The organism is Sulfuriflexus sp. (assembly GCF_032250955.1).
GTDB lineage: Bacteria > Pseudomonadota > Gammaproteobacteria > AKS1 > AKS1 > Sulfuriflexus.
Genome location: NZ_JAVVES010000017.1, coordinates 1 through 26,206, shown reverse-complemented (window position 1 = coordinate 26,206; position 26,206 = coordinate 1). Strand labels below are relative to the sequence as shown.

General features: G+C 54.3%; 26 protein-coding genes. 14 read left to right on the top strand and 12 right to left on the bottom strand.

The annotated features are described in order from the left end of the window. Window positions 1-105 precede the first annotated feature (105 nt). The 4 genes from RQ738_RS04745 to RQ738_RS04730 all read right to left on the bottom strand — a co-directional run bounded on the left by RQ738_RS04745 (window position 106) and on the right by RQ738_RS04730 (window position 4,680). On the bottom strand, window positions 106-1,737 hold the full coding sequence (locus RQ738_RS04745) for a methyl-accepting chemotaxis protein (RefSeq protein WP_314162455.1): 1,632 nt from the start codon (window positions 1,735-1,737) through the stop codon (window positions 106-108). Then, window positions 1,734-3,551, bottom strand: coding sequence for a GGDEF domain-containing protein (locus tag RQ738_RS04740; protein WP_314162454.1), 1,818 nt, complete (start codon window positions 3,549-3,551; stop codon window positions 1,734-1,736). Before RQ738_RS04740 ends, RQ738_RS04745 begins: the two co-directional genes overlap by 4 nt. A 191-nt stretch (window positions 3,552-3,742) precedes the next feature. Beyond that, a complete protein-coding gene (locus RQ738_RS04735) occupies window positions 3,743-4,123 on the bottom strand; it encodes a diacylglycerol kinase (RefSeq protein ID WP_314162452.1) in 381 nt (126 codons plus the stop codon). Continuing rightward, window positions 4,120-4,680 carry a mismatch-specific DNA-glycosylase gene (locus RQ738_RS04730; protein WP_314162449.1) on the bottom strand — a complete coding sequence of 187 codons (561 nt, stop codon included), beginning with the start codon at window positions 4,678-4,680 and terminating at the stop codon, window positions 4,120-4,122. The genes RQ738_RS04735 and RQ738_RS04730 overlap by 4 nt, the downstream gene beginning before the upstream one ends. 64 nt (window positions 4,681-4,744) lie before the next feature. Here RQ738_RS04730 and RQ738_RS04725 point away from each other — a divergent pair, with 64 nt between their 5' ends. Beyond that, window positions 4,745-5,185: a YcgN family cysteine cluster protein gene (locus RQ738_RS04725; protein ID WP_314162448.1), complete on the top strand. Its 441-nt coding sequence runs from the start codon at window positions 4,745-4,747 to the stop codon at window positions 5,183-5,185. A 2-nt stretch (window positions 5,186-5,187) separates the two neighbouring features. Here the strand turns inward: RQ738_RS04725 and RQ738_RS04720 are convergent, their stop codons facing one another. After that, a complete protein-coding gene (locus tag RQ738_RS04720) occupies window positions 5,188-6,087 on the bottom strand; it encodes an ROK family protein (protein WP_314162447.1) in 900 nt (299 codons plus the stop codon). A 299-nt stretch (window positions 6,088-6,386) separates the two neighbouring features. On the opposite strand from RQ738_RS04720, the gene RQ738_RS04715 reads away from it, so the two are divergent. Next, the gene (locus tag RQ738_RS04715) at window positions 6,387-6,989 is read left to right on the top strand and encodes a DNA-J related domain-containing protein (RefSeq protein ID WP_314162446.1); all 603 of its coding nucleotides are present in this window, start codon (window positions 6,387-6,389) and stop codon (window positions 6,987-6,989) included. A gap of 182 nt (window positions 6,990-7,171) precedes the next feature. Continuing rightward, window positions 7,172-8,413, top strand: coding sequence for an HD-GYP domain-containing protein (locus tag RQ738_RS04710; protein ID WP_314162444.1), 1,242 nt, complete (start codon window positions 7,172-7,174; stop codon window positions 8,411-8,413). An 11-nt stretch (window positions 8,414-8,424) separates the two neighbouring features. Here RQ738_RS04710 and RQ738_RS04705 read toward each other — a convergent pair whose 3' ends face one another. The 3 genes from RQ738_RS04705 to RQ738_RS04695 form a co-directional block, all read right to left on the bottom strand. After that, entirely contained in the window at window positions 8,425-9,921 is a 1,497-nt protein-coding gene (locus RQ738_RS04705; protein WP_314162442.1) for an adenylate/guanylate cyclase domain-containing protein, read from the bottom strand. A gap of 171 nt (window positions 9,922-10,092) precedes the next feature. Beyond that, complete coding sequence (locus RQ738_RS04700) at window positions 10,093-10,521, bottom strand: rhodanese-like domain-containing protein (protein ID WP_314162441.1); 429 nt, start codon at window positions 10,519-10,521, stop codon at window positions 10,093-10,095. A 151-nt stretch (window positions 10,522-10,672) separates the two neighbouring features. After that, on the bottom strand, window positions 10,673-11,566 hold the full coding sequence (locus RQ738_RS04695; RefSeq protein WP_314162440.1) for a hypothetical protein: 894 nt from the start codon (window positions 11,564-11,566) through the stop codon (window positions 10,673-10,675). 276 nt (window positions 11,567-11,842) lie between these two features. Here RQ738_RS04695 and RQ738_RS04690 point away from each other — a divergent pair, with 276 nt between their 5' ends. The 3 genes from RQ738_RS04690 to RQ738_RS04680 all read left to right on the top strand — a co-directional run bounded on the left by RQ738_RS04690 (window position 11,843) and on the right by RQ738_RS04680 (window position 13,434). Then, window positions 11,843-12,337, top strand: coding sequence for a hypothetical protein (locus tag RQ738_RS04690; RefSeq protein WP_314162439.1), 495 nt, complete (start codon window positions 11,843-11,845; stop codon window positions 12,335-12,337). Continuing rightward, on the top strand, window positions 12,334-12,603 hold the full coding sequence (locus RQ738_RS04685) for a hypothetical protein (protein WP_314162437.1): 270 nt from the start codon (window positions 12,334-12,336) through the stop codon (window positions 12,601-12,603). Before RQ738_RS04690 ends, RQ738_RS04685 begins: the two co-directional genes overlap by 4 nt. Before the next feature lie 75 nt (window positions 12,604-12,678). After that, on the top strand, window positions 12,679-13,434 hold the full coding sequence (locus RQ738_RS04680) for a carbonic anhydrase family protein (RefSeq protein WP_314162435.1): 756 nt from the start codon (window positions 12,679-12,681) through the stop codon (window positions 13,432-13,434). A 160-nt stretch (window positions 13,435-13,594) separates the two neighbouring features. On the opposite strand, the gene typA is transcribed toward RQ738_RS04680, so the two are convergent. After that, window positions 13,595-15,409 carry a translational GTPase TypA gene (gene typA, locus RQ738_RS04675; RefSeq protein WP_314162433.1) on the bottom strand — a complete coding sequence of 605 codons (1,815 nt, stop codon included), beginning with the start codon at window positions 15,407-15,409 and terminating at the stop codon, window positions 13,595-13,597. Window positions 15,410-15,559: 150 nt separating this feature from the next. Between typA and RQ738_RS04670 the strand changes: the two genes are divergently transcribed. From RQ738_RS04670 to RQ738_RS04660, 3 genes are all read left to right on the top strand, one after another. Continuing rightward, window positions 15,560-16,108 carry a hypothetical protein gene (locus RQ738_RS04670; RefSeq protein ID WP_314162432.1) on the top strand — a complete coding sequence of 183 codons (549 nt, stop codon included), beginning with the start codon at window positions 15,560-15,562 and terminating at the stop codon, window positions 16,106-16,108. A 124-nt stretch (window positions 16,109-16,232) separates the two neighbouring features. Then, window positions 16,233-16,691: a sigma D regulator gene (locus RQ738_RS04665; RefSeq protein ID WP_314162431.1), complete on the top strand. Its 459-nt coding sequence runs from the start codon at window positions 16,233-16,235 to the stop codon at window positions 16,689-16,691. Between the two features lie 150 nt (window positions 16,692-16,841). Further along, the gene (locus RQ738_RS04660) at window positions 16,842-17,801 is read left to right on the top strand and encodes a chemotaxis protein (RefSeq protein WP_314162430.1); all 960 of its coding nucleotides are present in this window, start codon (window positions 16,842-16,844) and stop codon (window positions 17,799-17,801) included. Window positions 17,802-17,895: 94 nt separating this feature from the next. Here RQ738_RS04660 and RQ738_RS04655 read toward each other — a convergent pair whose 3' ends face one another. The 3 genes from RQ738_RS04655 to RQ738_RS04645 are packed head-to-tail and all read right to left on the bottom strand — an operon-like array spanning window position 17,896 to window position 20,378. Beyond that, the gene (locus tag RQ738_RS04655) at window positions 17,896-18,099 is read right to left on the bottom strand and encodes a SlyX family protein (protein WP_314162429.1); all 204 of its coding nucleotides are present in this window, start codon (window positions 18,097-18,099) and stop codon (window positions 17,896-17,898) included. An 18-nt stretch (window positions 18,100-18,117) separates the two neighbouring features. Then, entirely contained in the window at window positions 18,118-19,998 is a 1,881-nt protein-coding gene (locus RQ738_RS04650; protein WP_314162428.1) for an ATP-binding cassette domain-containing protein, read from the bottom strand. Further along, window positions 19,995-20,378 (bottom strand): hypothetical protein, encoded by a 384-nt coding sequence (locus RQ738_RS04645; protein ID WP_314162427.1) that lies wholly within the window; start codon window positions 20,376-20,378, stop codon window positions 19,995-19,997. The genes RQ738_RS04650 and RQ738_RS04645 overlap by 4 nt, the downstream gene beginning before the upstream one ends. A gap of 241 nt (window positions 20,379-20,619) precedes the next feature. On the opposite strand from RQ738_RS04645, the gene RQ738_RS04640 reads away from it, so the two are divergent. The 5 genes from RQ738_RS04640 to RQ738_RS04620 form a co-directional block, all read left to right on the top strand. Further along, complete coding sequence (locus RQ738_RS04640; protein WP_314162426.1) at window positions 20,620-22,272, top strand: acetolactate synthase large subunit; 1,653 nt, start codon at window positions 20,620-20,622, stop codon at window positions 22,270-22,272. Window positions 22,273-22,304: 32 nt separating this feature from the next. Further along, entirely contained in the window at window positions 22,305-23,741 is a 1,437-nt protein-coding gene (locus RQ738_RS04635; protein WP_314162425.1) for an aldehyde dehydrogenase family protein, read from the top strand. A gap of 70 nt (window positions 23,742-23,811) precedes the next feature. After that, window positions 23,812-25,296, top strand: coding sequence for an FMN-binding glutamate synthase family protein (locus RQ738_RS04630; RefSeq protein ID WP_314162423.1), 1,485 nt, complete (start codon window positions 23,812-23,814; stop codon window positions 25,294-25,296). Window positions 25,297-25,359: 63 nt separating this feature from the next. After that, a complete protein-coding gene (locus RQ738_RS04625; RefSeq protein WP_314162422.1) occupies window positions 25,360-25,563 on the top strand; it encodes a YdcH family protein in 204 nt (67 codons plus the stop codon). Window positions 25,564-25,899: 336 nt separating this feature from the next. After that, a partial coding sequence (locus RQ738_RS04620; RefSeq protein WP_314162421.1) for a transposase occupies window positions 25,900-26,206 on the top strand: 307 nt, incomplete at its 3' end.

Below are 26,206 nucleotides of genomic sequence, written 5' to 3'. Positions count from 1 at the left end.
CGCTAGCCGCTGCACTTGCTGGCAAGCACTGCTTACCAGCGGCAACAGCTCTTTTATCTCATTGCCCGTTATGGCCAGGCATTACTATAGCTCCCCTCGCAGTCGTTATTTGAAGGCGTTCACGACTCTCTGCAGGGCATCACTCTGTACCGCCGCCTGTTGTGACAGGAACATCACCTGCCGCGAATCCGATGCGGTCTGGACGGACAGATCCGAGATATTCTCGATACTGCCGACAATTTCCTCGCTTACCGCAGTCTGTTGCTCAACCGCACTGGCAATACACTGGTTGGTCTGGTTGATCATAGTTAATGCTTCGTCGATACCATTGAGAACACGATTCGCCTCGTGCGCATGGGTCATGCAGGCAACAGATGCCTCACGCCCGTTGACCATGACCTCGACAGCCTTGCTTGCCCCGCGCTGAAGCGTCTGGATGATGTCCTGTATTTCGCGCGTCGAGGTCTCGGTGTGGCCTGCCAGCACCCGGACCTCGTCGGCCACCACGGCAAAGCCCCGGCCCTGTTCACCTGCCCGGGCCGCTTCGATGGCAGCATTCAGTGCCAGCAAGTTAGTTTGTTCGGCAATGCCGTTGATGGTTTCCAGTATCTTGTTAACACCCTGTGCCTGGCCATTGACAAGCCGGATCACTTCGCCGGCCTGTTCAACTTCTTTCGACAGATGTTCCATTGTATCGACCACTTGCTGCACCACGATGCGCCCGGCACTGGCCTGGGCTGCTGCATCGCCAGTGGCGTCCGAGGCCTGCTGGGCATTGCCGGCCACCTCCCGGACCGCCTCAGACATCTGTGACAGGGACAAGGATACATTTTCAATTCCCTGCTGCTGTTCCTGCATATCTTTATGGGTTTCTTCAGCCGCACGCATCAGGCCGGAAGAGGAAGTGTTCAGTTCTGTTGTTGACGATTTTATCCTATCAACTAACACCTGCAGTGCAGACATAAAAACATTAAAACTATTTGACAGGGCCGCCAGTTCATCCTTTGATTTTATGGGCAGCCGGTAAGCGAGGTCCCCCTGGTGATTACGCACGTCCTCCGTGACAGCGGCGATCCGCGTCACAACCCGGTTTAATGGATTGAATACAACGCGACCGATCAACCATAAAAATATCACTGCAAGTACCAGGATCACCACGCCAAGCAACACCATCATGTCAAGACGTTTCGCTGCCATATCACTGTGTATTTGCGCCAGTGCGGCATCACGCTCTGCCCAGACGGTAGCAACAATCTCGCCAAGAATCCGTACCGGCTCGCGGTCCATGCCGCGCACGTATTTATCCGTGGTGATATGCGGTTTATGCTCTGCCAGTTTATATACCGGCAAAGCAGTTCGATAGCGCTGCCCCATCTCCTCATGCGCCGCCGAGAAAGCCAGAATCTTTTCGTGCAACTCATTATCACCCATGAGCTCAAGAAGCAGTTCGTCAATCAGCTCACGGGTTCGTTGCTCCTGTTTATTAAAACTCGCCAGGTGTTTTTCATACAACGCATCATCATAACCACGCAACAGGATATTCTTCCATTCCTGCACCTGGGTCTTGAACTCTACCTGTGCACGCAGGGCCAGTGACATAACCCTGGCGCTGCTGTTATTCACTTCATCTGCCTCAGCAAAGGCCACTTCATAATGGCGCACGACAATAACCATCGCCATGAGAAAGACAATAATCGATGAAACGAAGATTGTAATAAGCTTGTTTTTGATACTCATGAAAACCCTATCTGTCCCGGTGCCCTGAATGGTGCAGGGAATCCTTTCCGGACACGACGCTCAATAAACAGACTATTGCCACTTATACTCTTGGCATGATGCTTGGCATGACTGGCAAGTTCAGCAATTTCGGCATGGGAAAGGGGTTGCTTCTGATCTATGGTAATAACGCCTATCGACAGACTCATAATCGGATAAAATTTTTCATCCCCTTCGCGTGATTCGGAAAATATACCACCCTGCTCATTGTCAGCATGGTTATAAAACCTTAGCACCTCACTCTCAAAGCCCCGCAAAACACTATTACAGCGCTCAAGCCAGTCATCACTCAGAAATATGGCTATAAAATCATCACCACCAACATGCCCGATGAAATCCACCGCCACCTCAGCATACTGAGAAAGAATATCGGCAATCAATTTAATTACCTGATCACCCTTGCCGTAACCATACGCATCGTTATAGGGTTTAAAATTATCAATATCACAATAAGCTACTGCAAAATTCCTTCGGCTTGTCGTCAATTCATCGAGTTTCTCATAAATGGGGACGTTCCCCGGCAACAGCGTCAAGGGATTGGCGTAGCGTGCGTTACGGATTTGCAGTTCTGTTATTTTGCGCAACAGATCCAGAACCTTGCCAAGACCTTTATACTCACCGCCCTCGACGATAATGAAGTCAGCCTCAAGCTGCGACTTCATGCTATCGGTAATGAGCTTACTGACCTGTTCTATACTCCATTCCTTATCGACTATGATTACTGATTTCTCGACAACATCAACAACCAATGTGCTTTCATATAAAGAACGCCCGTATTGTATAGAAAACATCGTTAATAACTGGTTTCGCCGAAGCAGTCCTAGCGGGACGCGATTAGCATCTACTACCGGGATCGCTGTCAGCGACTTATCTTCATGAAATAGCTGATGAGCTGTATTTAATTTCATATCAGGTTGTATGCATATCGTTTCTACCAGTAGATCCGCCACGCTTTCTGCTGTGCGATTAAGCTGTTTTTTGCAGTCACGCGACGATGCACACTGGAACAAATCCCCTGAAATCGCATATGGCGGCGATGCGGCAGGGCGCGCGAAATAATAACCCTGGCCGAAAGGGATCCCCATAGCCGAAATCGTTCGACATTCATCCTGTGTTTCTATTCCTTCTGCTATAACCCTGCAGTCAAGTCCCTGGGCAATATCCACAATTGAACGCAGAAAGGATTGCTTAATCCTGTCTTCATTGATGTTCTGGATAAAGTGCCTGTCCACCTTGACATAATCAGGGCGCAGCTCGGACCAGGTGCGCAGCCCTGAATAACCGGCACCTAAATCATCAATGGCAATTTCAAACCCCATTGACCTGTAATGATCTATTGCCTTACGCATGACATCAAAATCGTACAAGGGATATTGCTCGGTCAACTCAATAACCACATTCTCCGGTCTGATGCCGATACGGTTAAGGATTTCCAGTGTCAGACCGGAACGATGATGCGGACCCAGCAGGCTTTGTGGGATGGCGTTAAGGAATAACTTGCCTGGCAAATGTTTGGACTGAAAGCCCTTGATACCGATCTTCCGGCAGAGAATATCCAGCTCGTTCAGTTTGCCTTCCCGTATCGCCATATCAAATAACGTCACCGGGCTGTGCAAGACGCTGTCGGAAGGCCCTCTGATCAGAGATTCATAACCATAGATAGTATGGCGATTCAGATCCACAATAGGCTGGTATAACGGGTTCAGGGATTCTGTTTCCAGGATGTCCAGAAAAACCAGGTTTATCCAGTCAGCATCCTGCTGCTCCGCATCCATGCACGGCCCCTTCGTGGTGATAGCTGTCATGGCAAGAAATCTCGTAATTATTTTGTGGGCACCATGATCCACGCCGCCGATGACAAACAGGTGTCAGGAATATGACAAGATTTTGAAATTGCCTCGTACATAACAGGTGCACGCGGCAAACCGGGCAGCGCTCACGAGCCGGTCAGGAGCACTATGGGTCTTCAGGTGAAGGGAAAGAACTTCGTTACCACGAGCAAATACCATATCAGCGCCGCTAACAACAAGGCCAGCATCACCGCGGCCGAGGCGATATCCTTGGCCTGTCCGGCCAGTTCATGCCACTCGTCACCCATGCGATCCACGGTGGCCTCGATGGCCGAGTTCAATAATTCAATGATCATGACCAGCAGCCAGGAACCGATCAGCAAAGCACGTTCCATATTCTCGGCAGACAGGTAAAAGGCCAGCGGCGCGAGGATGACCAATAACCAGCTCTCCTGGCGAAAGGCCTGTTCATGCCGGTAGGCGGCGCGCAAACCGGCAAGAGAATAACCGGTTGCCTTGATCAGACGAGTAACTGCGTTTACTGCGGGCTTGGTCATGTCTTCTTCCCCGCCGGCGCTTTTTTCAGCCGGTCGCGTAATTGTTTTAGTTTTTTGTACCAGGCAATCAAATCATTGAGCGAAAAACCGGCATTGGCCGGGCTCGGGTTGGGCGTCACAAACACCCTCGATTTACCTATCATATGCGGCTGCAGGCCCCAGTCAATCTCCAGCGCGGTTTCACCGGTGTACCGCAGGTAATTGCGGTAAGCCACCTTGCCGTGGAACCAGCAAATACGCGGCTGATAGCGTAGTAGCTTGTTCTTCAGGATCGGCGCCCACTTCCTGTAATCGGCGGCGCGTAATTGCGCCACGCCCGGCGTTGGCGGCTTGACGACATCGGTAAAGCCGATGCGATAGACCTTTAACAGGCGTTGCAGGGCCGGTCGGCCGGGTTCAAGCAATTCATCGACCAGGCCGGCACCGTTCAGTGCCTTCCAGAACCGATTTTGCGGGTTGCCGTAGTAATACTGCACCTTGATCGAATAGGGCGAGGGATTGCTGCCGATAGAAATGATATCGAGGCCTTCCTCCAGGTAATCCGGTAATTTATCCATGGGCTTATCATAACGCATTCCGGGCAAGACCCCTTACCGCAAATACGTTACTATCCGCCCCGCTATGGATCGCTTCTGGGAAAACAAAACCCTGGCCGAGATGACCGAGGCTGAATGGGAGTCGTTGTGTGACGGCTGCGGGCGCTGCTGCCTGCACAAGCTCGAAGACGAAGACTCCGGCGCGGTCTTCTTTACCAGTGTCAGTTGCCGCCTGCTCGATACCCATGCTTGTCGTTGCACACACTATCCGCAACGACTGCGGTATGTGCCCGACTGTATAGTCCTCGAACCGACACAACTGGCCGGTGCCAGTGCCCTGCCGACGAGCTGCGCCTACCGACGGCTTGCAGAGGGTCGCGGCCTGCCCGACTGGCACCCGCTGCTCAGCGGTGATCCTGAATCCGTGCATGACGCCGGCATGTCTGTCCGGGACAGGGTGATCTCCGAGATCCGGGTCGATGAGGAGAACCTCGAGGATTATTTACTGGACTGGCCAGAGGATTAGGCTCAGGCGGGCCAGAGCCAGGCAGCCCCGCGTACACCGCTTGAATCACCGAACCTGGCGGGCCGTAACGCGGTGACCACCTCATCAGAGAAGACCCACTCCGGCCATATCGCCGGCACCTCATCGTAAAGACTCTCTATATTCGACAGCCCGCCCCCCAGCACAATCACCTCGGGGTCGAAGATATTGATCACATGGGCCAGGGATCTTGCCAGGCGATGCTTATACCTGATCATGCTCATTGCACACGCCTGATCTCCCTTCGCCGCGGCATCGACGAGGCTCTCGACACTCTCTATAGTCTGGCCGCTCTGTTCCCTGTGCCGCTGCAGGCAACCCGGCCCGGAAAGAAAGGTTTCGATACAGCCCTGTCGGCCACAGTAACAGGCCGGGCCGGGTAGCTCATCGGGCTCGGGCCACGGCAGGGGATTGTGACCCCACTCACCGGCAATGGCATTCGCGCCTTGCAGCGACTCACCATTCACGACCAGACCACCGCCGGTGCCTGTTCCCAGGATCACGCCGAACACGGTTTTCGCCCCGGCCGCCGCCCCGTCGGTGGCTTCGGAGAGGGCGAAACAATTTGCATCATTGGCAAGCCGCACCTCGCGTTGCAAGGCGGCTTCAAGATCAGCCCGCAGTGGCCGGCCATTCAGGCAGGTGGAATTGGCGTTTTTGACCCGTCCGCTGTGGGCCGATAACGCCCCGGGTATCCCGACGCCGACACTGCCCTGCACGCCGAGGGTCTGTTCGGCCTCGCGCACCAGTTGCACCATGCTCTCGAGCGTGGCTGCATAGTCGCCCCCGGGCGTCGCGACCCGCCGGCGCAGGCACGTCTGACCCTCATCACCCAGGGCGATAATTTCTATTTTTGTGCCCCCGAGATCAATGCCCAGACGCATCCCGCCTCCTGTTGATAATGTGTTCTGAATGCCACTGTATTACAGCAGACAGGAAAAAAGCCACTGCCGGTAATCAATGTAGTTAAAAGGTTCCCCCCCTGCTGGCGGAAATTTGCAGCCCGTCGCCGGCATCTGTAGCATGATTGTTTCAATAACCAACCACGCTACGGGCAAATCATGCGCGCCAGGCAGGGGGATGCTAAAACCGTGAACAATCAATATCCCGGCACCATCCGCCTTAACATCCCGGCCGGCTACGGCAAACCTTGTCGCCATGGCGACCGGTAACGAGCCACACCATGTCCGGGCTATCATCACAATACGCTGCGGCAGCCGGATTGCAGGATGAATTCCACGCCCTGCTACTGGACATACTCCGCACCCACCCTCTCGGGCTGAGTGAATACGAGCTGTTCAACCTTCTCGCTGAACGTGGCGAGAGTGATTTTGACCGCAGGGCCTGGCAAAGTGAACATGCCCTGTTCTGTCGGCATTTTTTGCTCTTCCATGCACTGTACCGGCTTCGCGACCTGCTGCATGAACAACAACTAGCCTGCCTGGAAATCTCTGCCTTGCGTATATGCCTGTCTGAATGGCGGGAAAGTGTACAATCCCTCACCGCTGCGGCAGAGCCACTACGCGAGTTTTACCTCGATATCACCCAACTGGAAAAATTCTCCGCCAGTGATGTACAGGAGATGCTCGGGCGGTTCTGGCTGCGCTTCCATAATAATGAATGCCGTCGCGAGGCACTGGCCGTACTCGAGCTCGCTGACCCGGTCAGCGATACCGACATCAAGCAACGTTTCCGTCGCCTCGCCATGCAACACCACCCTGATCGCGGTGGTGACAGTTCGACCCTGCAAAAGATCAATGCGGCCATGAATATCCTGACACGCTGACAATATGCCCGGACCGCATGAAAAAATACCTCGCCCCCGCGGCAATAACCGGAGGAAACAACTTGCATTGAAAACGAGTAACAGTGCTCATTTCCCGGATTAACATCCTGTTATTACTGGCATTCATTCCCGGACAGTGCTAAATAGTATGGGTAAGCAGCCAGATTAAATAACCTTGCCTCATGAGACAGAAGATAGACATTAGTGAATTAAAAACCGGCATGTATGTCTGTGATCTGGATCGCCCCTGGCTTGAGTCGCCTTTCCTGTTTCAGGGTTTCCTGATTAATTCTGATACCGAGCTGAGTGAGTTAAAAGAGCTCTGCGAGTTTGTCTATATCGATCCTGAACGTGCGGCAAGCGCGGGCAAAGGAGCCCACCGCCCGCTGAGTGAAAATGCAGCGGCAGCAGACTCCGCGCAACGCCCCTATATCCGCAAATTTGAAGATGAGATTCGCCCCGCCCGCGAGCTACGCAATGAAGCCACTACCTATATGGAAAAAATGTTCCGTGATATACGCGCCGGCAAAGGCATCGACGGCAAACAGGTCCAGAAGATGGTTGCCGGCATGGTCGCAAGCATCCTGCGAAATCCCGACGCCCTCGTCTTATTGAGTAACCTGCGCGACCATGATGAGTATTCCGTCGCCCACAGCATCAATGTCTGTACGCTGTGCCTGGCCTTTGGCCGTTATCTGGGGCTGCCGGCTCATGAACTAACCGAACTCGGCATGGGCGGGTTATTGCACGATGTCGGGGAAATACGTGTCTCAACCAATATCATGCGCAAAGAAGGGTTGCTTAGTAAGGAAGAGGCGCTGCTCATGCAGACGCACACCACTCACGGTGCCGACATACTCCGTAACAGCACGGCCATCCCGCCATCCACCATCAGTATTGCGTTGGCCCACCATGAGCGCAGCAACGGTCAGGGCTATCCGAAGGGACTATTTGAAAAAGACATCGACTATTACTCGCGTATAGTCGGCATGATTGATGTCTATGATTCGGTAACCTCCAGCCACACCTACCGGCACTGCATAAGCAGCACCGAGGCATTAAAAAACATGTATAACTGGCGCGACAACCTGTTCGACGCCAGCCTGATTGAAAGTTTTATTCAATGTCTCGGCATCTACCCTGTTGGCAGTGTTGTTGAACTTGGCAATGGTGAAGTCGGCATAGTGATCTCGGTTTCACTGGATCAGCGTCTGCAACCCAAGCTTATGCTGGTGCGTAACAGCGACAAGAAGGCCTACATGCCACCCAAGATCATTAACCTCGCCCAGCACACCGCTATTGAATATTCCAGCAAATATGAAATCAACAAGGTACTTGAACCTGATGCCTATGGTATCGACCTCAAGTCCTACCTGCTCCGTGAACTGCCTCTCGAGGCCGGGGTGGTCGGTCAGGTTTTTTAGGCGCTCTGCGTCTAGCCGGCCTCAAGGTTTTCTTCATTGGAAACCGGCCGTTTATGTATGCTGGCACCATAAACATGCACAGGGTCTTCCTTGCCCCTCACCACCTGCAGGCCGAGATCAGTAAATAACTGTTTGCTTGTCTCGTTAAGGGCAGCGTGAGCATCTCTGGAAATAATAATGCTGTAACCCAGCCGCTTGGTCAGGCCATCCAGCCGGCTCGCTGTATTCACGGCATCACCAATAAAGGTATATTCATAGCGCTCCTCCGAACCAATCGTACCTGCCACGACACGTCCGGAATGGATGCCTATGCCAATATCCAGGTGTTGACCATCTGGCATTGTGATATTTCTCGCATGTTCCAGCATGGTCCCGGCAGAAGTCACCGCATCCTCGACGCTCGTTTTACTTTCCTCGAGCCCGTAAACCGCGAGAACGGCATCACCCATGAACTTGTTAATAATCCCCCGGTTAGCACTCACGATGTTTACCATTTGTGAAAAGTAAGCGTTCAGGAAGAAGATCACATCTTCTGCCGAGGATTGCTCAGTGAACCTTGTAAACTCGCGCAAGTCACAAAACAATATGGCGACATCGTATTGCTGTCCGCACTTGAGCGTCTTGTCATCAGTGGTTAGCAGTTTTTCCATAATGCTGGGGCTGACAATACGCTCGAGCGTCTGCCGCAGATGTTCCTTATCCCGCAAACTGTCAATCATGGTATTTATCTGCCGCGCAATCAGGCCGAATTCATCACGCGTCACAACCGGCACGTACCCGGTGTAATCTCCCGACTGGACATTGCGCAGTACATCAAGCTGGGTCGTAAAGATATGCTGCATGTTTACCGCATAGGAGTGGATCAATCGCATGGTTAATACGAGGATTATGCCAAAGACAAAGAAAATATCGACAATAAAGACCTGCATCACTGCACTTGCATCCAGGTCTGACTTCAGCGCCAGCGGCCCCAAATCGATATAGGCGACCAGACCGGTAATGGTCATGCCGATAAACAGGGTAATGGTTAGAAACAGGCTGAGTTTGTTTGCTAGTGACGAAAAGCGAAAATCTTTTCTGGTTGCATGTTCCTGATGGGTAAACCAGTAACGCTCCTTGCACAGGGCATTATCAATGCTCGCGAAGTAACCGATAACCAGCGTACCAATAACCATCTTGAGCACCAGGCCGGCTGGCTGCATATAAAAGACAACGTACAGGGCAAAAATAATCATACTGGCGAGGCAATAGAGCCCGAGGTCAAACCAGAACTGCCGACGCGGTCGCAGCAGAACCTCTGCCCGCTCCACCAGTATGGGTTGCAGTATGTATTTCAATACCGCCACCAGGCTGAAGGGGATGGCATAGCTAAAGAGCGAGATATAGTCGGGTGCCCACAGGTAAGGGGACAGGTAAGTGCCGTAGATGGTGAGAATCACCCCCGTCAGGGCGAAATAGATATATGCCAGGTATTTGGGCTGATCGCCGGCATATTGTCGTGTAAGCACTATATCCATGGTGATACTGAGTATAGACAACTCTCGCCAATCATTACTGAGTATTGTCAAATAGTTAGTGCTGGTTCACATTATTTTTTACCATGGAGGGGCTGCCGGTATTTCAAAGCGGGTATTTTTTATTCATTAATTGAGAGCAGTCGGCCCGTGATCAGCTGCTGGCTAGCATTGCTCCCAGGGCAGGTCGTGATAACGCCAACCGCCCACGCTACTCCGGTGATGCTGTTCATCGAGCTCGCCCTCAAAGCCATCGAGGACATTATAAACCTGTGTAAAACCGTCCTTAACCAGGCATTCACCGGCGTCAAGCGAGCGCTTGCCGCTGCGGCAGATAAGGATCACGGGCGCGCATTCGCTATCTTCATGACAGGAAAGGCCCCCAAGCAACAACTTGCGAACTTCGGTGGCAAACTGCGGGTCAATCTTCCAGTCTGGTTCATCAATCCAGGGGATACTGATGGCGCCTTTCGGATGCCCCACAAACAGAAATTCCATATTCGAACGCACATCCACGAGGATGGCGCGAGGATCTTCCTTGAGCTTCTGATATGCCTGTGGTGATGTCAGTGCAGTGACCTTGCTTTGTGCCATGAGCTTTTCCGATGATTTCTTTTCTGTAGATACACTATGATGGCAAAGAAGCCCTGTTTATGCCAATTTTGTCCTGCCGCCACAAACAAAAAAAACGGGACCTGATGGTCCCGTTTTCAGCAAGCATGGTGAACAAAATGACCGGGGATATTTACTCTCCGGCGGCCACCTGACCAAGTGCTGTCTCAATAGCGGCCGGGGCATCATTAATGTGCATGAAGGTACCCATGTCCAGATCAGGGAAGTTCACCGCAATCCGGAATTTGGCATGCAGGGCATAGACCTTGTTACCGCTCACCAGTAATTCATATGGCAGGTGGGCCGTTTGCTTGATGGCTGCCTTGTCGATCAGTTTCATAATATGCTCGTCACCGGCCGGGGCACCGCCAATTGCCACGCCATATACCGTCTGCTCCTTGCCCGGGATATCGACACGGTAGACCTTGGTTGTCTCACCTTTGCCGGCGGCAAGGTTGGCCTCAACCGCCTTGATAGCGGCGGTATAGGAATCATGCTCGGCAAGTTCGTGATGATCATCAAAGTAAGGCATAAAGACCATGAAATGGTAATCTTCCAGCTGCCCTGCCTTCCAGCCTGGATCTTGTGAACCAAAGAACTGCTTCATCCCCAGCGCCTTTTCCATATCCCCGCGCACAGGCGCCAGGTCAGTCTTCATGCGATAGGCTGCGGCCATCCAGTCCGGGTTAAAGAACGATACCTGGACCTTGCCATTGACCTTGGTCACGGCAACACGCACCACCGCACCATAACCACCAAACTCGGTTTTTGCCGCGGCTGTCTTCAGTGCCTCATTGGTGGCGCCGATGACTACCGTGTCTGCGTAGGGAGCGTAGCTACCTACTACCTCAAAGCCATTCGCTTGCAGTGCCGCCTTTGTCTGTTCTGCGGCGGTATTAACATCACCTTCCGTTTCTGACGCCAGGACATAAGGATATAACCACTTATCCTCTGCCTGCACGATACCCGCCAGGGTCATCAGGGACAGAAATGCTGCCACAATAAAAGACCATCTCATTCGTTGCATGGGTGCTACCTCATTTATAAAGCTGAAAAAAATCGAACACTGATTATGACAAGGCCGCTCTTAACCACAAGCCCTGTAAGGTGACAACAGGGATGCCCACCGCCAACTTTAACCACTAGGTAAATGATTAACTTAACTTTTACTTGTTTAATGAATCTTTATTAAATATTCTGATTACTTGTAATAAGGTTTTCTGATGGCTGTTAAAATAACGGGAACTTGTAGACTCACAGGGCATCGAATTTTCGGGGCTTTCCTACACAGGTATATACAAGCATGCACACCGTGAAACGTTTTGCCTTCGGCTTCCTGCCCGGGCTCATCCTGCTGTTCTACAGTTATCCAGCCCTTGCCACCAGTGTCGATTTCGAGGAAGTCATGCAGCGCAACGAAGCCCCTGACGGGATTGTGTTCGAAATCGTCAGTGGCGAAGCTGACTACCTGCGCCAGGCTATCCCTGCCGTGCAGACGCAAATCGAGCAACTCCGCCAACGCTTCCCGGGACTCCCCATCGCCGTGGTCACGCACGGCAAGGAACAATTTGCCCTGACCCGGGACAAGCAAAAAAAATATGCCGGGGTTCATCAGGGTATTCAATCCCTGGTTAAAGACAGCAACGTCCCCGTCCACGTTTGTGGCACCTATGCCGGTTGGCATGACGTGGACGAAACCGAATTCCCGAACTATGTTGATGTCGCGGCGGCGGGTCCGGTGCAAATCAATGACTACCGTGAACTCGGTTACCTGCTCATTAAAGTGAAACGCCCGTGAAAACGTCCCTGCCATTGAATGGTTCAATATCTCTCGCCCTGCTCCTGCACAGCGGGCTGGTCAGTGCCGAACAGCCCTTCACGGCCCACGAAATCGAATCTCGGCCAGGCGTGGCCGACTGCCGCATTTTCGAGTTTACCTGTGCGACCTGCGGGCATATGCTCGATAGCGAGCAATGGGATGCCCAAAATCGTCTCATCAGTGATGTCGAGGCCTGTGCCAAACAGCAGGCCGAGCAGGCTGACAAGGCCCCGTCCGACGATTGATTTACCAGCGCGCCTGACGTAAGTTGGCTGGCTACTAAAAACATCTAAAAATAAAAACACGCAAGGAAAACGCGCATGCACAACCGTATTGTCAAAACCGTCCTCGCTGGCATCTGCCTGTTGCTGGCGGGCGGCATCGCCTTTGCCGCCGATGCCAGCAAGTCAGCGTGGGGTTACGACGGCCCACAGGGCCCTGCACACTGGGGAGATCTGGCTGCGGAATACGCCACCTGCAAGACAGGCAAAAGTCAGTCCCCAATCAATATCATCACAGCCAAACCGGCCCAATTGGCCGGTCTACGCTTCCACTACCAGGCGACTGACCTCGACATCGTCAACAACGGTCATACCATCCAGGTTAATTATGCGGCTGGTAGCAGCATTGAAGTTGGCGGCAAACGATACAGGCTGCTGCAGTTCCATTTCCACAGCCCGAGTGAACATGCCGTGGACGGCAGGCCCTATGACATGGTTGCCCATCTCGTACACCAGGCTGCTGACGGACAGCTCGGGGTAATCGCTGTGCTGATGCGCAAAGGCAAAGCCAGCCCGGTTATCGAGAGTATCTGGGCGCACCTGCCCAGACACGCGGGTGATCGCAAACAGGCCGATATGCAGATCAATATCACTGATCTGCTGCCGGCAACCCATAGTTACTATAGCTATACTGGTTCATTGACCACGCCACCTTGTAGTGAGGGGGTGAACTGGATGGTGCTGCAGACGCCGGTTGAAGTGTCAGCCGCCCAGATCGCGACTTTCAGCAATCTCTTCAGCGGCAACGTCCGTCCCCACCAGCCTCTGCATGAGCGTGTCATCCACGCCAATTAGAAAGCGTATTGATGATTTAAAAACCGGATAAGTAGATCGGATTAGGAATAAAACGATGTAATCCGACTTACGCACCCGATCTGGTTTTTAAATCATCAATCATCATTCCTAAATCATCAATCATAAAAAGGCCGGTCTGTGACCGGCCTTTTCTTATCGCTTACGCAGAACGTCCGCTGCGCTTGCGCTCATGTTCCTTGAGGAACCGCTTGCGTATGCGAATGTGATGCGGCGTGACTTCCACCAGTTCATCGTCATCGATAAACTCGAGTGCCTGTTCCAGGGTCATGCGAATAGCCGGGGTAAGAACGATATTCTCATCCGTTCCCGAGGCACGCACATTGGTCAGCTGCTTGCCCTTGAGCGGGTTTACCACCAGGTCGTTGGCACGCGAATGGATACCAATGATCATGCCTTCATAAACTTCCTCATTCGGACCGATCACGAGGCGGCCACGTTCCTGCAGGTTAAATAAAGAATAACCCAGGGCCTTGCCCATGCCGTTGGCGATCAGGACGCCCCGGCTACGTTGTCCGAAATCACCGCCCTTGATTGGGCCGTAATGATCAAAGACGCTATAGATAAGCCCGGTGCCCTGGGTGGCGGTCAGGAACTCGGTACGGAAACCAATCAGACCGCGGGCCGGCATAATAAAGTCGAGACGCACACGGCCCTGGCCATCTGGCAGCATGTTCTTGAGCTCGGCACCACGTTCACCGAGTTTTTCCATGACTGTGCCCTGATGCTGATCCTCAACATCGGCCGTCAGTTGCTCGTAAGGCTCGCAACGGACGCCGTCGATCTCCTTAATGATTACTTCCGGTCGGGAGACGCCCAGCTCAAAACCTTCGCGACGCATGTTCTCGATAAGAATGGATAAATGCAGTTCACCGCGACCGGAGACACGGAACTTGTCAGGGTCTTCGGTATCTTCGACGCGCAGGGCAACATTGTGTTTCAGTTCACGGTCGAGACGCTCACGTATCTGGCGTGTGGTAACAAACTTGCCGTCCTTGCCCGCGAACGGTGAATTGTTCACCTGGAAGGTCATGTTCACGGTCGGTTCATCGACGCTCAGTGCCGGCAGGGCCTCGACGGCGGCCGGGTCACACAGGGTATCGGAAATATCGAGGCGCTCCATGCCGGTAAAGGCAATAATGTCGCCGGCAAAGGCCTCCGGCACTTCGATACGCTCCAGGCCAAGGAAGCCCAGTACCTGCAGAATACGGCCATTCCGGGTCTTGCCTTCGCGATCAACAACGGTGACCGGCGTATTGGTTTTGATCTTGCCTCGCGTGATACGACCAATGCCTATGATGCCGACATAACTGTTGTAATCAAGCTGACTGACCTGCATCTGGAAGGGGCCATTTACGTCGACCCTGGGCGGTGCAACGTGCTTGATGACCGTCTCGAACAACGGGTCCATATTGCCTTCATGGACATCCGACTCCAGCCCGGCAAAACCATTCAGTGCCGAGGCATAGACAACCGGAAAGTCGAGTTGCTCATCGGTTGCGCCGAGACGGTCGAAGAGATCAAAGGTCTGATCCACAACCCAGTCCGGACGTGAACCTTCACGGTCGATCTTGTTAATCACCACGATAGGGCGCAGACCACGGGCCAGGGCCTTCTGGGTCACGAAGCGGGTTTGCGGCATCGGCCCTTCACGGGCATCGACGAGTAGCAACACCGAGTCGACCATCGACAGCACGCGCTCGACTTCGCCACCGAAGTCGGCATGGCCCGGGGTATCGACGATATTGATCCGCTGGCCTTGCCAGCGGATAGCGGTATTCTTGGCCAGGATCGTGATGCCACGTTCCTTTTCCAGATCATTGGAGTCCATTACGCGTTCTTCAAAATCGCCACGGCTTTCCAGTGTCCCGGATTGCTGCAACAACTTGTCAACCAGCGTGGTCTTGCCATGGTCAACGTGCGCGATGATGGCGATATTTCGAATTTCTTCAGTCACTATATTTTCCGTCCTGCGGGAGGCCTGCATCAAACCGCGCATTATAACGTAAACACGCCCCGATAATCCTAATGTTTCTCGCTTTCTTACCGATATGCAGTCACTGAGACCACAAATCGATCATATTCCACTATTTTTCAGGTGATTTGAATGCAAAACAGCGATAATCCGGCCGCATCGAGCGCGACCAGCGCCGATCCGGACTGGAGCCAGGTCCGCGAGACCGTGCGCATGCTCAATCTTGCCATGGCCCGGATGACGCATGCCATGCGCGACGGTGACGAATCAGTCGACCACCTGAGCCGCTCCTTTACCGATATGGTCGGTCACCTCAAATTCATGCAGGATACCATCACGCAAATGGCTGAAGATGACACGCGCCGTGATCTGCTCGCCCACAGTACCGCCATCCGCGGACAGGTCGATTCGGCAATCATGGCCTTCCAGTTCTACGACCGGCTTAGCCAGCGCATGCAACATGTCTCCAACAGTCTCGAGGCCTTGTCAAAACTGGTCGACAGCCCGCAGCGCCTCTACAATCCTGTCGAGTGGAAGGCCCTGCAGGAATTGATCCGGGCCAATTACACCCTCGACAGTGACAAGCAAATGTTCGAGGATCTTTTACGTGGCAAAAGTATCGAGGCGATCATGCAGGCCGCGACCGTGGCTTCCAGTGACGGTGATATCGAGCTTTTTTAGCCCGCTTATCGTTCCTCTGACGAATATTAATGCTTTCTAACCTTCTTAAATAGAGATTAACAAACCGCTCACGTCAGGGTATGCTTGGCATGGTAAGCATAAATAACAGGGTATTCGGAAGACCATGGAAGTGAATGAACATAATCAACCTCGTGACGAGCGTCGTACTCGTTCGAATAACCTCATCGACCAGCTCAAGACCGAGCGCGCCGAGGTACTGGTCAACTTCTGCCGCGTAGCCGGTATCGAGTCCTACAAAAACCCGGGGCAGCAGACCGACCCGGAAGAGTGTCTGCGAGACTTCTGCCAGATCATGGTCGATTATCTTGCCGCCGGACATTTTGGTCTGTACCAGCGGGTGGTCGACGGTAACGAACGTCGCCAGGAGATCAGTGAGCTCGCCGCGGAACTCTACCCTGAAATCGCCAAAACCACGCAGTTTGCCCTCGATTTCAACGACAAGTATGAACATGAAACAGAAGATGCCTTTGATGAGTCCTTTTCTGAGGACCTGTCGCGGCTGGGTGAAGCCCTCGCCACACGCATCGAGCTGGAAGACCGCCTGTTGCAGGCGCTGAAATAACCCCCACCTGCCTGAAAAACAACACCTTCAACCCGGTTTATTCTCCGGCCCGAGCCGGCGCCGGTTCATTGCATAAAAATCTAAATATTTTCTCGCTGCTGTCGATATTACTAGTCTGATAGAAACCACATTACAGGCCAGAGAGATCGCATGGATACCTTTATTCAATCTGTTGACGAACGTACGCGCCTGGCGGGTGCCAACCGTCTCGAGATCCTGCTCTTCAGTCTTGGCAAGGATGAGAGCACCGGCCGTGAAGAAGTCTTTGGTATTAATGTTTTCAAGATCCGTGAAGTCATGCACGTGCCCGACATCACCCATGCCCCGGATATGCCTCCAGGGGTGAAGGGTATGGTCAGCCTGCGCGGCCAGATGATCCCGGTCGTCGACCTGGCACATTTCTGCGATTTGCATGTTGAAACCAAACCCGCTGTGCTTATCGTGACCGAGTTCAACGGCAGTACCCAGGGCTTTCTCGTGCATGCCGTTGAGCAAATCCTGCGCATGGAGTGGAACGAAATCAAGGTGCCGCCGGCGATGCTCGCCAATCGTCTCGGCGGGCTCGTTACAGCCGTCACCGAACTGCCGGACAAACGCATTGTCATGGTCATCGATGTCGAGAAGGTTCTCGCCGAAACCGAGGTCGAGCTGGATGAGTCAGCCAGGTTTGAAGGCGTCGTCGCCTTTGGCCGTGAAGCCACTGTACTGTTTGCCGATGATTCCTCCGTGGCCAGAAACCAGATTGCGAAGACACTCGACACGCTGGGCATTAAACACCTGAGCGCCAAAAACGGTGAAGAGGCCTGGGCGCGACTTGAAGAGTTCGCTGAGCGGGCCGCGACGATGAATGTCGCGGTCGTTGAACTGCTGCAACTGGTCCTGACCGATATTGAAATGCCGGGCATGGACGGCTATGTCCTGACCCGCAAGATCAAGGACGATAAACGTTTTGCGGGTATTCCGGTGGTGATGCATTCGTCACTTTCAGCCAAAGCCAATATCAGCATAGGCCGATCTGTCGGTGTCGATGCCTACGTCCCGAAATTCGATCCCCGGGAACTGGCCAGGACACTGGAGCCCTTTATCAAGCCCGCTCAAAATGAACAATAGTCCCGCTTTCGAACAGGCGATAATTTATCTCAACGCCCGGCTTTGGCTAAACAAGACAAGCTTAATGCTTGATGATGAAAATCATCCACGATCATCAATAATGTGGCGGTGGGGGTTCTTCTGAGGCCTTCATCAGCGGTGACGTCTGCCCGGCGCGCACTTCCTTCTTGAGTTGCGCGACATCCAGCAGCAGGCGCTCTATCAGCTTTTGCTGGGTTGCCATTTCATCACTCATGCTTTGCAGGCTGGCCTCCTGAAAGGCCAGCTTGCTTTCCAATTCCGTCACCCGCTCGTCCATCCTGATTCTCCTGCCGGCCTATGCCTCTTCCAGTTTTTCCCAACGGGCATAAGCCCTGCTCAGTTCGTTGTCGATCTGCCCGAGGCGCTCGTTAACCAGGGCTATTTGATCGGCCGCTTGCTGATAAAAATCCGGGCTCGCAATTTTCTCATGCAGGGCCGCCTGCTCGCTTTCCAGCTTTTCGATCTGCACGGGCAATTGCGCCAGTTCACGCTGCTCCTTGTAACCGAGCTTGACGGGTTTGCTGATCGGCGCTGCAGGCTTGCTCGCAACGTTTGCCGGCCGGGGCTGGTCAGCTACCGTCTTTGCCGCCTGTCGCTGCCGTAACCAGTCATCATAGCCGCCCACGTACTCGGCTACCCGGCCCTCGCCCTCGAAAACCAGCGTGCTGGTCACGACGTTATTGATGAATTCACGGTCATGGCTAACGAGCAGGATAGTGCCGGCGTAATCAATCAACAAGGATTCGAGCAGCTCGAGTGTATCAACATCGAGATCGTTGGTCGGCTCGTCGAGCACCAGTACATTCGAGGGCTTTGTAAATATCCGTGCCAGCAAGAGGCGGTTACGTTCGCCGCCCGAGAGCGCCTTGACCGGGGTACGCGCCCGCTCGGGACTGAACAGGAAGTCCTGCAGGTAACTGATGACATGCCGGGTATTGCCGCCAATGGTGACCTTGTCGGCGCCATCCGCGACGTTATCCTGCACGGATTTCTCCGGGTCGAGGAGTGCCCGCAGTTGGTCAAAATAGGCGACATCCAGCTTGGTGCCGATATGTAACTTGCCTTTCGATGGTTCCAGCTTGCCCAGGATCAGGTTGAGCAGGGTTGTCTTGCCGCAGCCGTTCGGCCCGATGATGCCGATCTTGTCGCCACGCATAATCGTGGTCGAGAAATCATTAATGATGGCTTTATCCTGCCAGGCATAGCTCAGGTGTTCCGCCTCGATGACGATGCGCCCGGAAAGCGCCGCATCATGCACACGAATCTTTGCCTGCCCCATCTCATTGCGCCGCGAGGCATATTCCTCGCGCATCCTTTTCAGGGCCCGGACCCGGCCTTCGTTGCGCGTGCGCCGGGCCTTGATGCCCTGGCGTACCCAGGCCTCTTCCTTGGCCAGTTTTTTGTCAAACTCGGCCTGCTGGTTGAGCTCGCTGTCGAGCAGGGCCTGTTTACGCTCCAGGTAAAGGTCATAGTTTCCCGGCCAGCTGGTCATGCGGCCCCGATCCAGTTCAATGATGCGGGTGGCCATACGCCGCAGGAACATACGATCATGGGTGATGAAGATGAGCGTACCTTTATAGTTCAGCAGGAATTCCTCAAGCCAGGCGATCATCTCGATATCGAGGTGGTTGGTCGGTTCATCGAGCAATAACACATCGGGTTCGGCAACCAGGGCCTGGGCCAGCAGGGCACGGCGCTTCCAGCCGCCGGAGAGCGTGGCGAATTCCGCATCGGCATCCAGTTGCAGGCGCGAGAGTACGGTTTCGATACGTTGTTGCAATGACCAGCCGTGCCGTGCCTCCAGGGCCTGTTGAATGTGTGAGAGTTCATCCATCAACGACGGGTCTTCGGCCACATGTTCGATAATCCGGTGATAGTCTTTTAATAATCCACCAAGGTCACCGAGGCCGCCGGCGACGACATCGTAAACCGAGCCGGTAAGGCCTTGCGGCACATCCTGTTCGAGACGACTGATGCGGATGGCCGGGTCCACATGATAAGTGCCTTCGTCCGGCTGTATTTCGTGCGCCAGCACCTTGAACAGGGTCGACTTGCCGGCGCCGTTACGCCCGACCAGGCATAAACGCTCACCGCGCTCGACCTCAAGTTCGACATTTTCCAGAATCGGCGGACCACCAAAGCCCAGGGAAATACCATGCAGGGAAATAACGCTCATAATGCTGACTGCCCCAGGGCGGCTTCAAGGGTGGCTTCATCGATCGGAAAGGGAATCGCCTTGATCTGCGGGTTGCCACCATGCAGACGCTCGAATTGCGGGGCATATTCCTTCTCATAGAAGACCACGATAACCGGCTCAAACTGCAGGCGCTCGACAGTCGCCAGCAGGGACTCCAGGCTACTGGTGCGGTCACGAAAATCTGACTGGAAATTAAACTCGGCAACAATAGCCGCGGGCTGGCGCTTTTTCAGCATCGACATGGCCTTGCGCATCTGGTGCACGGTCTCGACCTGAAAGCCAAGTCGCGTATACAACGGCAGCAGGTTCTGGTAACCACCGACCTCAACAATCGACATCAATAACCTGTCTTCGGCCATAACCGTATTTCCCCTACTTTCAATATATTTATCCAGCGACCCGAGTGGCCGCTTGCAAGCGCCGAATCATACCTGATCTGGCTGACAGATTGGCATTTGCGAGCCTGACAACGATATGAGATGGTAACAACAGGTAGGGGTTTCCACTGGTATGCCCCGCCGAGGCTCTCCCGGTATTGCAGTACGGACAGGCATCGGCAAAAACAATGACAATAAATGACAATAAAGGAGTAACCTGCAGATGAAAGCCTCTGATCTGTTTGTAAAATGTCTGGAAACCGAGGGCATCGAGTACATCTTTGGCGTCCCCGGTGAAGAAAATGCCGACTTCATGATCTCACTCGAGAAGTCCGAGCAGATCAAATTCATTCTCACCCGTCACGAACAGGGCGCCGCCTTCATGGCCGAGGTTTACGGCCGACTCACTGGCAACCCGGCCGGCTGTCTCGGCACCCTCGGCCCCGGTGCCACCAACCTCATTACCGGCGTCGCCGACTCTAACATGGACCGTTCGCCGATGCTGGTGCTGACCGGCCAGGGGGCCTCGACCCGCCTGCACAAGGAATCACACCAGGTCATGGACGTGGTCGCCATGTTTGAACCTGTCACCAAATGGGCGCAGACCATCTGGCACCCGGACAATATCCCCGAGATCGTCCGCAAGGCCGTGCGCCTGGCCCGTACCGAAAAACCCGGTGCCTGCCATATCGAGTTACCGGAGGACATCGCCAAACGCGATACCGAAGAAAAACCGATGACGGTGCGCCGTTTTCGTCGCCCGGTCGCCGCCGATAAAATCGTTGACCAGGCCTTTGCCAAGATCCAGCAGGCCAGGCACCCCATCATCATTGCCGGCAACGGCTGTATCCGCAAACGGGCCAGCAAGCAGTTGCGCGACCTCTGCGAGAAGACCGGCATCGGTGTCATCAGCACCTTCATGGCCAAGGGCTGTGTCGATATGGATGCCGACTATTGCCTCTACACGATTGGCCTGCAGGCCAGGGACGTGGTCGCCTGTGCCCTCGATGCGGCCGATCTGGTCATTACCATTGGTTATGACATGGTCGAGTACCACCCGCAGCTCTGGAACAAGGACAGCGACAAGGAAATCGTGCACATCGACTTCCTGCCCTGCGAAATCGATTCGCACTACCATCCGCAAACCGAGGTGGTCGGCGATCTCGCCCATACCTTGTGGATGCTGAATGAACGTATCGATGCCCATGGTGGCCTGGATTTTGACCTGCAACAACAGGCCGCGACGCGCCGCGACATGGGCGCCGAACTGGCGTTTTATAAAGATGACGACAGCAGCGGCAAACTGAAACCACAAAAAATACTGTGGGATGTGCGCCAGGTAATGGGGCCGAACGATATCCTGCTCTCGGACGTCGGCGCCCACAAGATGTGGATTGCCCGGCATTACCAGTGTCATGAACCAAATACCTGCCTCATCCCGAACGGATTCTGTTCCATGGGCTTTGCCCTGCCCGGCGCCATCGCCGCCAGTATCGTCTATCCGGAGCGACGTATCCTCGCTATCTGTGGCGATGCCGGTTTTATGATGAACGTCCAGGAGATGGAGACGGCACGCCGTTACAATGCCAATATCGTTGTCATGGTCTGGGAAGACAATGAATACGGGCTGATCGCCTGGAAGCAGCAAAATGAGTTCGGCCGGCACACCGACCTGGGCTTTAACAACCCGGACTGGAACCAGCTGGCCGATGCCTTTGGCTGGCAGGGGCATGTGGTCGACAAGACCAGTGGGCTTGTGCCAACGCTCGAATCGGCCTTTATTGAAGACGGCCCCAGCCTGGTCGTGATACCCATCGACTATGCCGAGAACATAAAACTCACGGAACGTCTCGGTAACATTTGTTGTCCTATTTAGATAATTCTAACTCACTACAAGGAATCGCCCGCATGACTGATAACTTTCCGCTTATGATTCCCGGGGCCTCGGCCGATGGCATGCTGGAGGTCAAGGCGCCATATGATCAAAGTCACATCGCCACCGTTGAGGTCGCCGGCCCGGCGGCAGTCGAGCAGGCCTTAAGCACGGCCTATGCCCTGTTCCGCGACCGGGATGCGTGGTTGCCCGCGCCGCAGCGCATCGCCATCCTCGAACGCCTTACCGAACTCATGCGTGAGCAGGCCGAGGAGCTGGCCGTAGAGGCAGCGCGCGAAGGCGGCAAACCACTTGTCGATTCGCGTATCGAGGTCGGTCGCGCGATTGACGGTGTGCGCAACTGTATCGATTGCATCCGTGACAATCACGGTGAAGAGATCCCGATGGGCATCAACCCGGCCTCGCTGAACCACATGGCCATGACCCACCGCGAACCTGTCGGTGTGGTCGTTGCGATCAGCGCCTTTAATCATCCCTTGAACCTGATCGTCCACCAGGTTGGGCCGGCCATCGCCGCCGGTTGCCCGGTCGTGGTCAAACCGGCCGAGGATACGCCCTTGTCCTGCCTGCGCTTTGTCGGCCTGTTGCGCGAGGCAGGCCTGCCCGCTGAATGGTGCCAGGCGGCAGTGATCGGCGAGCGCGAGGTGGCCACCAGCCTGGTCACTGACAAGCGGGTCGGCTTTTTCAGTTTCATCGGCAGCGGCAAGGTAGGCTGGTGGCTTCGCAGTCAACTCGCCCCCGGCACACGCTGTGCGCTCGAACACGGTGGTTCAGCGCCCGTGATTGTCGAACCGGACGCCGACCTGAGCGAAGCCCTGCCCATGCTCGCCAAGGCCGGTTTTTACCATGCCGGCCAGGTTTGTGTGTCCGTCCAGCGTGTTTATGTACACCGCTCCATCGCCCGCCGGGTCGCCGAGGGCCTTGCCGAACTCGGCAATAACATGCATATCGGTGATCCCACGTCTGCCGATACCGACGTGGGACCATTGATCCGCCCTGCCGAAGTCGAGCGCGTGCATGAATGGGTAGAGGATGCCATCAGGCACGGCGCGGAAAAACTCAGTGGTGGGCATAAAGTCGGTGACACCTGTTATGCCACCACCGTGCTCCTGGATCCTGCGGATGACAGCACCATTTCCCGTCACGAGGTATTCGGGCCGGTGATCCTTGTCTATAGCTATGATGAGATGGACGATGCACTGGACCGCGCGAATGCCTTACCGGTCGCCTTCCAGGCCGCCATCTATACAAAAAATCTCGACACCGCGATGCGTGCCTATCGCCGCTTTGATGCCTCGGCCGTCATGGTCAATGACCACACCGCCTTCCGCGTCGACTGGATGCCCTTTGCCGGTCTGCGCGAATCAGGACACGGTGTTGGCGGCATCCCGTATACCTTCCGCGATATGCAAATCGAAAAACTGCTGGTGATTCACAGTGCCGAGCTCTAAGACGGCGGCTATGCCGCCGATTGCGCACCACCAAAACATCGTCATAATACGAAAAACAGAGGAATAATTTATGCCGGATACTGGTTTCATGTTAGCGGCACTGGAGATCCTGGCCTTTGCCTTTATCCTCGTGGCCGGCCTGCTTGTGCTGGTGATTTTCATCGTTTACATCGTGGATATCACGCAGCGCAAACATGCGATTCGCCGTAACTACCCGGTTATCGCCCATTTTCGCTATGCCTTCGAAACCCTTGGCAGCTTCTTCCGGCAATATTTCTTTGCCATGGATCGCGAGGAGATGCCATTCAACCGTGCTGAACGCAGCTGGGTCTACCAGGCCTCGAAGGACCTGGATACCACCCGGGCCTTCGGTTCCTCGCGACCGATCAAGGACCCGGGGACGTTGTTGTTTGTAAACTGTGCCTTTCCGGTTCTCGGTGAGGACGCCGCGCAGCCGGAGGCATTGAGCATTGGCCCCTATTGCCGCAAGCCCTATACAACCAGTTCGATCTTTAATATCTCTGGCATGAGTTACGGTGCCATTTCAAAACCCGCGGTTCTGGCCCTGGCAAATGGTGCGCGGGCGTCCCGTTGCTGGATGAATACGGGCGAAGGTGGTTTGTCCGACTGGCACCTCGAAGGTGGCTGCGACCTGGTCTTTCAAATCGGTACCGCCAAGTACGGGGTACGCAATGCCGCAGGCACCATTGACGACGACAAGCTCCGTCAGGTTGCCAGCCATGAACGCGTGCGCATGTTCGAAATCAAACTGTCACAGGGTGCCAAGCCCGGCAAGGGCGGCATCTTGCCGGCCGTCAAGGTCACTGAAGAAATTTCCCGCATCCGCGGCATCCCCCTGGGCGAGGATTCAATCAGTCCAAACCGGCATGTCGAGATCGATAATATCGAACAGCTCCTCGACATGATCCACCACATCCGCCAGGTTACGGACAAGCCGGTGGGCATCAAGTTTGTCCTCGGCGCCTATGGCTGGCTGGATGAGATGTGCGAGGCCATTCATGCCCGTGGCCTTGAGTCAGCGCCGGACTTCATCACTCTTGATTCTGCCGATGGCGGCAGTGGCGCGGCACCGGCAAGTCTGATGGATTACATGGGCCTGCCCCTCAAGGAGAGCCTGCCGATGCTGGTCGCGTTACTTAAACGGCATCATCTGAAAGATCGCATCCGCATCATCGCCTCAGGCAAACTCATAACGCCGGCCGAAGCGGCCTGGGCCTTCTGTGTCGGTGCTGATTTTGTGACCTCGGCGCGAGGCTTTATGTTTGCCCTCGGTTGTATTCAGGCCCTGCAATGCAACAAGAATACCTGCCCGACCGGCATAACCACGCACAACCCGCGACTGCAAAAGGGTCTGGATCCAACACACAAGGCCGTACGGGTAGAAAACTATGTGCGCAACATGGTGCATGAAATCGGTGTTATTGCGCATTCCTGTGGTGTCCACGAACCACGGGAACTACGCCAGATACATGCCCATGTCATTACCGGTAACGGCCATTCCATTTCACTGGAAGAGCTGTACCGGCGCGACTGAATATCCGTTGCGACAATGTGTATGCATGATAGAGCCCTCCGTTAACTACTCACAGGCAGACGCATGAGCGACAGCAATGCTGAACTGCTGGACAGGATTGAACAACTGCGGCTCGAGCATCGTGACCTTGACGATATCATCGCGCGCCTGCAGGAGCATGGAGTTGTGGATCAACTCCAGTTACGACGCCTGAAAAAACGCAAGCTGCTCATTAAGGACATTATTCAGCGACTGGAGAGCCAGCTCATCCCGGATCTGGATGCTTAAATAGGATTGATGGTGTCCTGGCTCACAGAACCCTTCGGGTTCATTGTGAGTACCCTACTCCTCCGGAGTCAGGGCAATTGATGAATGAAAAAATTATTAACCGCAAAGTACGCCAAGTCACGCAAAGTAAGAACTGGATACCATCAATTCTTCTGAAGTTCTCCAGCTTTAAGACCTTCGCGTCCTTCGCGAACTTTGTGGTAGAAAAACCCATGTTAAGGGATGGCACATCAGTACGTAGGTCGATGAAATGGTCTCCTCCCCCCTTTATAAACGGCGTCGCAATGCGCCATGATGGAGGTGATATCAACCATCAGCAAAAGGAAGGAGAAGACCATGAGCAATATTACGACGGTTGGGTTGGATTTGGCAAAGAATGTGTTTCATGTGATGTGCTGCGACGCGCATGGAAAGATAGTCAGGAGGAAGATGTTGAAGCGCCCCCAGGTATTGGAATATTTCGCCAACCTTTCCCCCTGTCTGGTGGGGATGGAGGCGTGTGCGAGCGCACATTATTGGGCACGCGAGTTGGGGGCGCTGGGACATCAGGTAAAGCTGCTCCCACCCCGGTACGTCAAGCCGTATGTGCGAGGCAACAAGAACGACTACAATGATGCCCTGGCGATTGCCGAAGCCGTAACGC

Bases quoted from the DNA above. Each gene is read 5' to 3' on its own strand.
- RQ738_RS04640 (WP_314162426.1), top strand. From the start codon at position 20,620: ATGAAAGCCTCTGATCTGTTTGTAAAATGTCTGGAAACCGAGGGCATC.
- RQ738_RS04720 (WP_314162447.1), bottom strand. From the start codon at position 6,087: ATGCGTCTGGGCATTGATCTCGGGGGCACAAAAATAGAAATTATCGCC.
- RQ738_RS04700 (WP_314162441.1), bottom strand. From the start codon at position 10,521: ATGGCACAAAGCAAGGTCACTGCACTGACATCACCACAGGCATATCAG.
- RQ738_RS04660 (WP_314162430.1), top strand. From the start codon at position 16,842: ATGGATACCTTTATTCAATCTGTTGACGAACGTACGCGCCTGGCGGGT.
- RQ738_RS04645 (WP_314162427.1), bottom strand. From the start codon at position 20,378: ATGGCCGAAGACAGGTTATTGATGTCGATTGTTGAGGTCGGTGGTTAC.
- RQ738_RS04665 (WP_314162431.1), top strand. From the start codon at position 16,233: ATGGAAGTGAATGAACATAATCAACCTCGTGACGAGCGTCGTACTCGT.
- RQ738_RS04635 (WP_314162425.1), top strand. From the start codon at position 22,305: ATGACTGATAACTTTCCGCTTATGATTCCCGGGGCCTCGGCCGATGGC.
- RQ738_RS04630 (WP_314162423.1), top strand. From the start codon at position 23,812: ATGCCGGATACTGGTTTCATGTTAGCGGCACTGGAGATCCTGGCCTTT.
- RQ738_RS04740 (WP_314162454.1), bottom strand. From the start codon at position 3,551: ATGGATGCGGAGCAGCAGGATGCTGACTGGATAAACCTGGTTTTTCTG.
- RQ738_RS04650 (WP_314162428.1), bottom strand. From the start codon at position 19,998: ATGAGCGTTATTTCCCTGCATGGTATTTCCCTGGGCTTTGGTGGTCCG.
- RQ738_RS04655 (WP_314162429.1), bottom strand. From the start codon at position 18,099: ATGGACGAGCGGGTGACGGAATTGGAAAGCAAGCTGGCCTTTCAGGAG.
- RQ738_RS04695 (WP_314162440.1), bottom strand. From the start codon at position 11,566: ATGCAACGAATGAGATGGTCTTTTATTGTGGCAGCATTTCTGTCCCTG.
- RQ738_RS04690 (WP_314162439.1), top strand. From the start codon at position 11,843: ATGCACACCGTGAAACGTTTTGCCTTCGGCTTCCTGCCCGGGCTCATC.
- RQ738_RS04710 (WP_314162444.1), top strand. From the start codon at position 7,172: ATGAGACAGAAGATAGACATTAGTGAATTAAAAACCGGCATGTATGTC.
- RQ738_RS04730 (WP_314162449.1), bottom strand. From the start codon at position 4,680: ATGGATAAATTACCGGATTACCTGGAGGAAGGCCTCGATATCATTTCT.
- RQ738_RS04670 (WP_314162432.1), top strand. From the start codon at position 15,560: ATGCAAAACAGCGATAATCCGGCCGCATCGAGCGCGACCAGCGCCGAT.
- RQ738_RS04745 (WP_314162455.1), bottom strand. From the start codon at position 1,737: ATGAGTATCAAAAACAAGCTTATTACAATCTTCGTTTCATCGATTATT.
- RQ738_RS04725 (WP_314162448.1), top strand. From the start codon at position 4,745: ATGGATCGCTTCTGGGAAAACAAAACCCTGGCCGAGATGACCGAGGCT.
- RQ738_RS04680 (WP_314162435.1), top strand. From the start codon at position 12,679: ATGCACAACCGTATTGTCAAAACCGTCCTCGCTGGCATCTGCCTGTTG.
- RQ738_RS04625 (WP_314162422.1), top strand. From the start codon at position 25,360: ATGAGCGACAGCAATGCTGAACTGCTGGACAGGATTGAACAACTGCGG.
- RQ738_RS04715 (WP_314162446.1), top strand. From the start codon at position 6,387: ATGTCCGGGCTATCATCACAATACGCTGCGGCAGCCGGATTGCAGGAT.
- RQ738_RS04735 (WP_314162452.1), bottom strand. From the start codon at position 4,123: ATGACCAAGCCCGCAGTAAACGCAGTTACTCGTCTGATCAAGGCAACC.